Source organism: Sphingomonas sp. 4RDLI-65 (genome assembly GCF_049472435.1).
GTDB lineage: Bacteria > Pseudomonadota > Alphaproteobacteria > Sphingomonadales > Sphingomonadaceae > Sphingomonas.
This window is the reverse complement of the sequence record NZ_JBCEBT010000003.1, coordinates 532,215-540,359: the sequence shown is the minus strand read 5'-3', so window position 1 is coordinate 540,359 and position 8,145 is coordinate 532,215. Positions and strand designations below refer to the sequence as shown.

Genomic DNA, 8,145 nt, shown 5'->3' with positions numbered 1-8,145 from the left:
GGCGGGAGCCCAGTCTGGGCTCCCGCCTTCGCGGGAGAACAAGGAAGTGTGAAGCCGCGCCTCTTTGGTGCACGATGGGACGCACTATATATCTGGGGTCAACCCGCCGGCCGATGGCTCAGCCTCGACCGGCCAACCGGCGCTAGACCGCCCCAGAGGATTGCATGACCGCGTACACAAAGACCGACGAAGCGATCGCCAAGCTCACGCCCGAGCAGTTCCACGTTACCCAGCAAAGCGGCACCGAGCGGCCGGGCACGGGCGAATATCTCAATACCAAGGCGGCCGGCATCTATGTCGACATCGTCTCGGGCGAGCCGCTGTTCGCGTCCGCCGACAAGTTCGACTCGCATTGCGGCTGGCCGAGCTTCACCAAGCCGATCGAGCCCGCCAACGTCGCCGAACTGCACGACCACAGCCACGGCATGGCGCGGATCGAAGTGCGCTCGGCGGCCGGCGACAGCCATCTCGGGCACGTTTTCCCCGATGGCCCGCGTGACCGGGGCGGCTTGCGCTACTGCATCAATTCCGCGTCGCTCCGCTTCGTGCCACGCGCGGACATGGAAGCGGAAGGCTATGCCGATTATCTCGATCAGGTCGAAGAGGTCGGCTGATCACCGGTGCAGGCGTGCTGCGTGCACGCCTGCACCGGCCTAAAGGGCGAGCCGAACGCGCGCTGCGCGATATTCGCGTTCCAAGCGATCGACACGATCGGCAACGCTCTCGACTTCGGTCACCGCGCCGATGCCCTGGCCCGAACCCCAGATGTCGCGCCAGGCCTTGGGCTTCGAGCCATTGCCGCCCCCGAAGTCCATCGTCTTCAGGTCGCCCTCGGGCAACGCATCCGGATCCATGCCCGCCGCGACGATCGACGCGCGGAGGTAATTGCCGTGCACGCCGGTAAACAGGTTCGAATAGACGATGTCCGACGCCTTTCCCGCGACGATGCCGTCCTTGTACGCCTGATCCGCATTCGCCTCGGTGGTGGCAATGAACGGCGAGCCGATATAGCCGAAGTCCGCGCCCATCGCCTGCGCCGCCAGCACCGCGTCACCGGTCGCGATCGAGCCCGACAACGCGAGCGGGCCGTCGAACCACTGGCGGATTTCCTGGACGATCGCGAACGGCGACAGGCGCCCGGCATGACCACCGGCACCGGCAGCTACCGCGATCAGGCCGTCGGCGCCTTTCTCGATCGCCTTGCGCGCGAACCGGTCGTCGATCACGTCGTGCAGCGTGATTCCACCCCAGCCGTGCACTGCGGTGTTGAGGTCTTCGCGCGCGCCGAGCGAGGTGATGACGATCGGCACTTGCCATTTGGCGCAGGTGGCGAGGTCGCTCTCCAGCCGGTCGTTCGACTTGTGAACGATCTGGTTGACCGCGAACGGTGCCGCCGGCCGATCGGGATGCGCGCGGTTATGCGCGCTGAGTTCCTCGGTGATCCGGTGCAGCCACTCGTCGAGCATCGCCTGAGGCCGCGCGTTGAGTGCGGGGAACGAGCCGACGATGCCTGCCTTGCACTGCGCGATCACCAGCTCCGGGCCCGAGATGATGAACAGGGGCGAGCCGATGACGGGCAGTCGCAGGTTTTTTAGAATAGCGGGTACGGTCATGTGGGTTTTCTAGCGCAACCTATTCGCCCGCGCCAGAGCCGGTTTTGCCCTCCACCCCGACCGATGATGCGGCATGGTGGAGGGCTGGGTATCAGGCCATCTTGCCGATGACCTTGTCGAGCGTCAGCGGGTATTCGCGGATTCGCACCCCGCAGGCGTTGTAGACGGCGTTGGCGATCGCCGCGCCGACGCCGCACATGCCGAGCTCGCCGACACCCTTGGCCTTCATCGGCGACGACTTCGTGTCGAGCTCGTCCATGAAGAACACTTCCTGGTGCGGCACGTCGGCATGCGCCGGGACATGGTATTCGGCGATGTCGTGGTTGACGAAATAGCCGAAGCGCTTGTCGACAACCGCGTCCTCCATCAACGCCGCGCCGACGCCCATCGTCATCGCACCGATAATCTGGCTGCGCGCCGATTTCGGGTTGAGGATACGGCCAGCAGCGAACGCACCGCTCATGCGACGGACGCGGATCTCGCCGGTGGCCGAATCGACCGCGACCTCGACGAAGTGCGCGCCGAACGTTGCCTGTGCGTAAGTCTTGGTCAGGTCGCCAAACTCGATCGAGTCCTCGGCGGACAGCCCCGCGTCGCCCGCCGCTTCCGACAGCGCGACGCTGCGGTTGCCCGACTTCACCTTGCCGTCCTCGAACACGACGTCGGCCGAGTTGAACCCGAGCTTGCGGGCGACCGCATCGCGCAGCGCCATGCACGCCGCATAGACGCCTGCGGTCGAGCTGTTGCCGCCCCACTGGCCACCCGACCCCGAGGATTCGGGAAAGCTGCTGTCGCCGAGCAGGACGATGACCTTGTCGACGGGCACGCCCATCATCTCGGCGGCGGTCTGCGCGATGATCGTGTAGCTGCCGGTGCCGATATCGGTCATGTCGGTGGCGACCGTCACGACGCCCTTCTTGTCGATCCCGACGCGTGCGCCCGACTTCATGGTGACGTTGTCGCGGAACGCCGACGCCATGCCCATGCCGATCATCCAGCGACCGTCGCGAACCTGGCCGGGGACGGGGTTCCGCTTGTCCCAGCCGAAGCGTTCGGCACCGGTCTTCAGACAGCCGACCAGATCGCGCTGCGAGAACTGACGCGACGGCTTTTCCGGGTCGACCTGCGTGTCGTTGATGATCCGCAGTTGGACCGGGTCCATCTTCAGCTTCTCGGCCAGCTCGTCCATTGCCGCCTCGAGCGCGAGCAGGCCGACGGCCTCGCCCGGTGCCCGCATCGCGTTGCCCTCGGGCAGATCGAGCACGGCGAGCCGCGTCGCGGTCATCCGGTTGGCGCCGGCATAGAGAAGGCGGGTCGCGTTCGGTGCTGTCTCCGGGCCACCGCCGGCGAGATCGCCCGACCAGCTCTCATGCGCGATCGCGGTGATCTTGCCGTCCTTCTGCGCGCCGATGCGGAGGCGCTGGATCGTCGCCGGGCGATGCGTGGTGTTGTTCATCACCTGCGGCCGCGCGAGCGCGAGCTTGACCGGGCGCCCGCCGATCGCGCGCGAACCGAGCGCCGCCATCACCGCATCGCTGCGAATCCAGAGCTTCGACCCGAAGCCACCGCCGACATAGGGCGACATCACATGGATAGTGTCCTTGGGGATCAGCAACGTCTCGCTCATGTCGCCGACCGCCCAATTGAGCATCTGGTTCGAGGTCCACAGCGTCAGCTTGCCGTCCTTCCATGCGGCCGTGGTCGCGTGCGGTTCCAGCATCGAGTGGCTCTGGTCTGGTGTCGTATACCGCTCATCGACCTTGACCGCCGCCTTGGCAAACGCGCCGGCGAAGTCGCCGACTGCGGTGTCGGGCGTGCCACTCTTCGGCTTGGTCGCCGAGCCTTGCGATGCGGCGAGATCGAAATTGCCGCTCGCCCGCGCATAGGTAACGCGGAGCAGCTTGGCCGCCGCGCGCGCCTGTTCGAACGTCTCGGCGACGACGACGGCGACGGCCTGGTCGTAATGCTGCACGTCGGGGCCGGCGAGCATACGCGCGGTGTGGTTCTTCGCCTTGCCGAGCTTGCCGGCATTCTCATAGGTGACGACGGCGAGCACGCCCGGCGCGGCCTTCGCGTCGGCCATGTCGATGCTCTCGATCCGGCCCTTGGCTATCGCCGCGCCGACGATCCAGCCATAAGCGGCGTTGGGAGCCGCATCGCTGCGCTCATACGCATAATGCGCGGTGCCGGTGGTCTTCAGCTTGCCATCGATCCGGTCGAGCGGCTGGCCGAGCACCTTCATGCGGTCGGTAGGATTGGCGGTTGCGGGGGTATCGAACTTCATGGCGATCAGGCCTTCGCGTCTTCGAACACGGCGCCGATGGTGCGTTCGACCAAGGGCAGCTTGTACGCGTTCTGTGAGGTGGTGCGGGCGCCGGCGAGGACCGCCGCTGCGGTCGCCTTGGCGCCGTTGGGCATCTGCGCCTCGGCGGATTCGACGCGCCAGGGCTTGTGCGCAAGACCACCGAACGCCAGCCGGCCGCGACCGTCGGGCTGGATGATCGCCGCGACCGAAACCACGGCAAAGGCGTAGGACGCGCGGTCGCGCACCTTCTGGTAGATGTGCGTGCCGCCGATCGGCTTGGGCAGCGTCACCGCGGTGATCAGTTCGCCCGGTGCGAGCGACGTCTCGATCTGCGGCGTGGTGCCGGGGAGCCGGTGGAAGTCGGCGATCGGGATCGCGCGCGTCTCACCGGCTGCGTTCACGGTCTCGACGGTCGCGTCGAGTACGCGCATGGCGACCGCCATGTCGCTCGGGTGCGTCGCGATGCAGGCCTCACTAGTCCCCAGCACGGCCAGGTTGCGATTGAACCCGCCGATCGCCGCGCAGCCGCTGCCGGCCTGTCGCTTGTTGCAGGGTTTGGTGGTGTCGTAGAAATACGGGCAGCGCGTCCGCTGGAGCAGATTGCCCGCGGTCGTCGCCTTGTTGCGCAACTGGCCCGAGGCGCCAGACACCAGCGCTCGGCTGAGCACGCCGTAATCCTTCCGCACGCGCGCATCGGCGGCAAGGTCGGTGTTGCGGACCAGCGCGCCGACGCGCAGGCCACCGTCCGACGTCGGCGCGATCTTGTCGAGGCCCAGGCCGTTGACGTCGATCAGATGCTGCGGCGTCTCGATCTGCAGCTTCATCAGGTCGAGCAGGTTGGTGCCGCCGGCGATGAACTTTGCGCCCGGCACGCGGACCGCGGCGCTCGCGGCCTCCTTTGCCGACGTGGCGCGCTCATAGGTAAAGGCCTTCATGCGGTGCGCTCCGTGCCCGAGACGTCGTGGATCGCGTCGATGATGTTGGAATAGGCACCGCAGCGGCACAGGTTGCCGCTCATCCGCTCGCGCAGTTCGGCGGTCGACACCGTCGGCTGCGCGGCGATGTCGCCGGTGACATGGCTGGGGATGCCGGCCTTGATCTCGCCGAGCGTCGCAACCGCCGAGCAGATCTGACCGGGGGTGCAATAGCCGCACTGATAGCCGTCATGCTTGACGAACGCCGCCTGCATCGCGTGCAGCTTCTGGGGCGTGCCGAGGCCTTCGATCGTCGTGATCTCCTCGCCTTCGTGCATGACCGCGAGCGTGAGGCAGCTGTTGATCCGGCGACCCTCGACGATGACCGTGCACGCGCCGCACTGGCCGTGGTCGCAGCCCTTCTTGGTGCCAGTCAGCTTCAGATTTTCGCGCAGCGCGTCCAGCAACGTGGTGCGCGTATCGACGTTGAGCTTGGTGGTGCGGCCATTGACCTTGAGCGTGACCGGCATGGTCGGCGGGGCCGACTGCGCGGTACCCTGGGCCTGCGCCTGAGCCTGCGCGGCAGGTGCCGCCGCCAACGTGGCCGACGCGACACCGCCGGCGATCACGCCACGGCGCGACACCGGAAAACCTTCATCCTGATGCATATAAACCCCTGTATCTGTTGGCATAACAAGCGAAGCGCGGCAAAGTTGCGCTGCTTCGCGTTTTGTTCCGTGAATTCTCGGTCATGAAGCTTTGGGTAGGGTATTGTAATGCGGACGATTTCTTCGAGCGTATCGGTTCGCTTGTATCATCTCGACGACAGCGGCGAGGGCGGGGCGGCGACCACGCTGTTCTATGGGCCGCTGGGTGAGGCGTTGGCAATCGCCGCGCAACAAGAGGAGGACGTCCAGGCGGGGCTGTACCTGGCGACGGAAAACGACGTCGTCGCGTATTTGGATCTGGAGGAGTAGTGCGACCCCGGTAAGCGGAACTTTCCACGCGTTCCCCCTAACTGCACTACCCCGGCGAAGGCCGGGGCCCAATTGGGTGACGTTCGTAATAGCGGGCAGTGGTTCGTTACAGCCAACTTTCCAATTGGGCCCCGGCCTTCGCCGGGGTGGTATCTTTTTTTCGGCGCCTCAAGTCCCAGGCGTAAACCCATCGTCGCGATCCGGCGGGGTCGGCGCATGCACCTCGCTACAGATCGAGCGAAGCGCGCCCTTCATCCCCTCCTCGAACGTCGGGTGATAGAAGGGTAGGTCCAGCACCTCGGTCGCGGTCCAGCCGCTCTGGATCGCCCAGGCGATCAGGTGCGCGCTATGCTCGACCGCAGGCCCCGCCATCGTCGCGCCGGTCAGCCGCCCGTCACGACGATCCGCGTAGAACCGCACCAGCCCGGCGTTGCACGCCTCGACCTTCGCCCGGCCCTGGTCGTCATACGACGCTGTGCCGATCACGCTGCCCGCATCATCGTCCTTCGCGATCTCGCCGATCACCGCGACGTTGGGGTGTGTGAAGGTGATTGCGAACGGCACCGAACGCTTGCCCGGCGTGACCTCGGGATAGCTCGCAGCATTCCGCCCGGCGATCGTCCCTTCGGCCGACGCCTCGTGCAGCACCGCGCGATCGTGATCCGCATCGCCGGCGATGAAGATCGGCGCGCTGCCGCACTGCATCGTCTCGCGGTCATAGTCCGGCATGCCATGCTCATCGAGCGCGAGACCGGTCGTCTCCAGCCCGATGCCCTTGATCCGCGGCGGGCGCCCGGCCGCGACGAGCAGATAGTCGAAGCGCTTAGTTCCCGACGCCGACCCGGTCCAGGACAGCGCAACCCCGTCGCCATCGGGCTCGACCTCGAGCTCGACACCAAGCAGGATCGGCATCTCGCGCGACAGGATCGCGTGATACGCCTCGGCGACATGGCGGTCCTTCAGGCCGCCGATCGTCTCGCCGGTATCGAACACCATCGTCTCGACCCCGAGCCGCGCCATCGCCTGCGCCAGTTCGAGCCCGAGCGCACCCGCACCGATGACACCGATCGAGCCCGGCAGGTCCTGCAATTCGAAGATGCTCTCGTTGGTGAGCACGCGATCGCGCACCGTGTCGAACATCTCGGGGATCGCGGGGCTCGATCCCGTGGCGATCACCACCGACTTGGCGTGGACTTCACGCCCGTCGCTCAACGAGAGGATCGTCGCACCCGCGAATGTCGCACGGGCCTCGATCTTCACGTCGTCGGGCAATGTGTCGATCGACTCCTCGACCCCTGCGACAAACGCATCGCGCTCTTTCCGCACACGCGCCATTACGGCAACGCTGTCGACCTTGCCCGACGCCGCGACCCCGAACACCGAGGCCTGCTCGACAGCGTGCATCGCATTCCCGGCCGCGATCAACAGCTTGGAGGGCATGCATCCCACGCTCGCACAGGTCGTGCCGCCAAAGCCCTCGTCGATCAGCAGCGTCTTCGCACCGTTGCGACGTGCGCTCCGTTCGGCGGCAAGGCCGGCGGTGCCCGCGCCGATGATCGCCACATCGCAGGTCAGCTTCGTCATACGTCTCTCCGTTGCCGGAGAATTCCGGAGCCACGCTCGACGAAACCTTCGACGCCACCCAGCCGTTCCGCAGTGCAGCACATTCCCTGACGAAGGACGCTTATGTTAACGCTCCACCACCTGAACTACTCGCGCTCGATCCGCGTGTTGTGGCTGCTCGAAGAACTCGGCATCGAGTACGACCTGGTGAAATACGAGCGCGACGAGAATTTTCGCGCGCCGCCCGCACTCAAGGCGATCCACCCGCTCGGCAAGGCGCCTATCCTCGTCGACGACGCACTGACCCTTGCGGAGAGCGCACCGATCCTGTCGTACATCGACGAGCGCTATGGCGACCGCCGGTTCTCGCCGCCGGTCGACACCGATGCCGCGGCGATCCACGACGAGTGGCTGCAATATGTCGAAAGCTCGGCATCGCTGCCGATCATGATGACGTCGCTCGGCAAGCGGATGGGCGGGCTCCCCGACGGTCTCGCCAAGTTCACCGGCCCCGAAGTGACCAAGACGCTCGACTATATCGGCGCGGGCGTCGGCGACGGTCCGTATCTGATGGGCGAGCAACTGACGCTGGCCGATATCCAGATGTGCTACATGCTCGCGATCGCGGAGAGCGCCGGGCTGCTGAAGGAGCACCCTGATGTTGCCGCGTATCTCGATCGCCTGCGCGCGCGTCCCGCCTTCATCGCCGCCACCGAGATCGGTGGTCCGCTGATGCCCGCGCGCCGCTGATCGCGGCCCCGTCGTCCGGGACT

At 66.3% G+C, this 8,145-nt stretch carries 8 protein-coding genes; 3 read left to right on the top strand and 5 right to left on the bottom strand.

What is annotated here, in order from left to right; all coding sequences use genetic code 11:
- Positions 1-164: 164 nt before the first annotated feature.
- Complete coding sequence (msrB, locus tag VH567_RS10685) at positions 165-614, top strand: peptide-methionine (R)-S-oxide reductase MsrB (RefSeq protein WP_423325860.1); 450 nt, start codon at positions 165-167, stop codon at positions 612-614.
- Between the two features lie 39 nt (positions 615-653).
- Here msrB and VH567_RS10680 read toward each other — a convergent pair whose 3' ends face one another.
- The 4 genes from VH567_RS10680 to paoA all read right to left on the bottom strand — a co-directional run bounded on the left by VH567_RS10680 (position 654) and on the right by paoA (position 5,500).
- A complete protein-coding gene (locus VH567_RS10680; protein WP_423325858.1) occupies positions 654-1,613 on the bottom strand; it encodes an NAD(P)H-dependent flavin oxidoreductase in 960 nt (319 codons plus the stop codon).
- 91 nt (positions 1,614-1,704) lie between these two features.
- The gene (paoC, locus tag VH567_RS10675) at positions 1,705-3,897 is read right to left on the bottom strand and encodes an aldehyde oxidoreductase molybdenum-binding subunit PaoC (protein WP_423325856.1); all 2,193 of its coding nucleotides are present in this window, start codon (positions 3,895-3,897) and stop codon (positions 1,705-1,707) included.
- A 5-nt stretch (positions 3,898-3,902) separates the two neighbouring features.
- Positions 3,903-4,853, bottom strand: a complete 951-nt coding sequence (locus tag VH567_RS10670) for an FAD binding domain-containing protein (RefSeq protein ID WP_423325854.1) — start codon at positions 4,851-4,853, stop codon at positions 3,903-3,905.
- Positions 4,850-5,500, bottom strand: a complete 651-nt coding sequence (gene paoA, locus VH567_RS10665; RefSeq protein WP_423325852.1) for an aldehyde dehydrogenase iron-sulfur subunit PaoA — start codon at positions 5,498-5,500, stop codon at positions 4,850-4,852. Before paoA ends, VH567_RS10670 begins: the two co-directional genes overlap by 4 nt.
- 108 nt (positions 5,501-5,608) lie before the next feature.
- On the opposite strand from paoA, the gene VH567_RS10660 reads away from it, so the two are divergent.
- Complete coding sequence (locus tag VH567_RS10660; RefSeq protein ID WP_132738404.1) at positions 5,609-5,809, top strand: hypothetical protein; 201 nt, start codon at positions 5,609-5,611, stop codon at positions 5,807-5,809.
- Between the two features lie 168 nt (positions 5,810-5,977).
- On the opposite strand, the gene VH567_RS10655 is transcribed toward VH567_RS10660, so the two are convergent.
- On the bottom strand, positions 5,978-7,393 hold the full coding sequence (locus VH567_RS10655; protein ID WP_423325849.1) for a dihydrolipoyl dehydrogenase: 1,416 nt from the start codon (positions 7,391-7,393) through the stop codon (positions 5,978-5,980).
- 102 nt (positions 7,394-7,495) lie between these two features.
- Between VH567_RS10655 and VH567_RS10650 the strand changes: the two genes are divergently transcribed.
- Positions 7,496-8,122, top strand: a complete 627-nt coding sequence (locus VH567_RS10650; protein ID WP_423325847.1) for a glutathione S-transferase family protein — start codon at positions 7,496-7,498, stop codon at positions 8,120-8,122.
- Positions 8,123-8,145 lie beyond the last annotated feature (23 nt).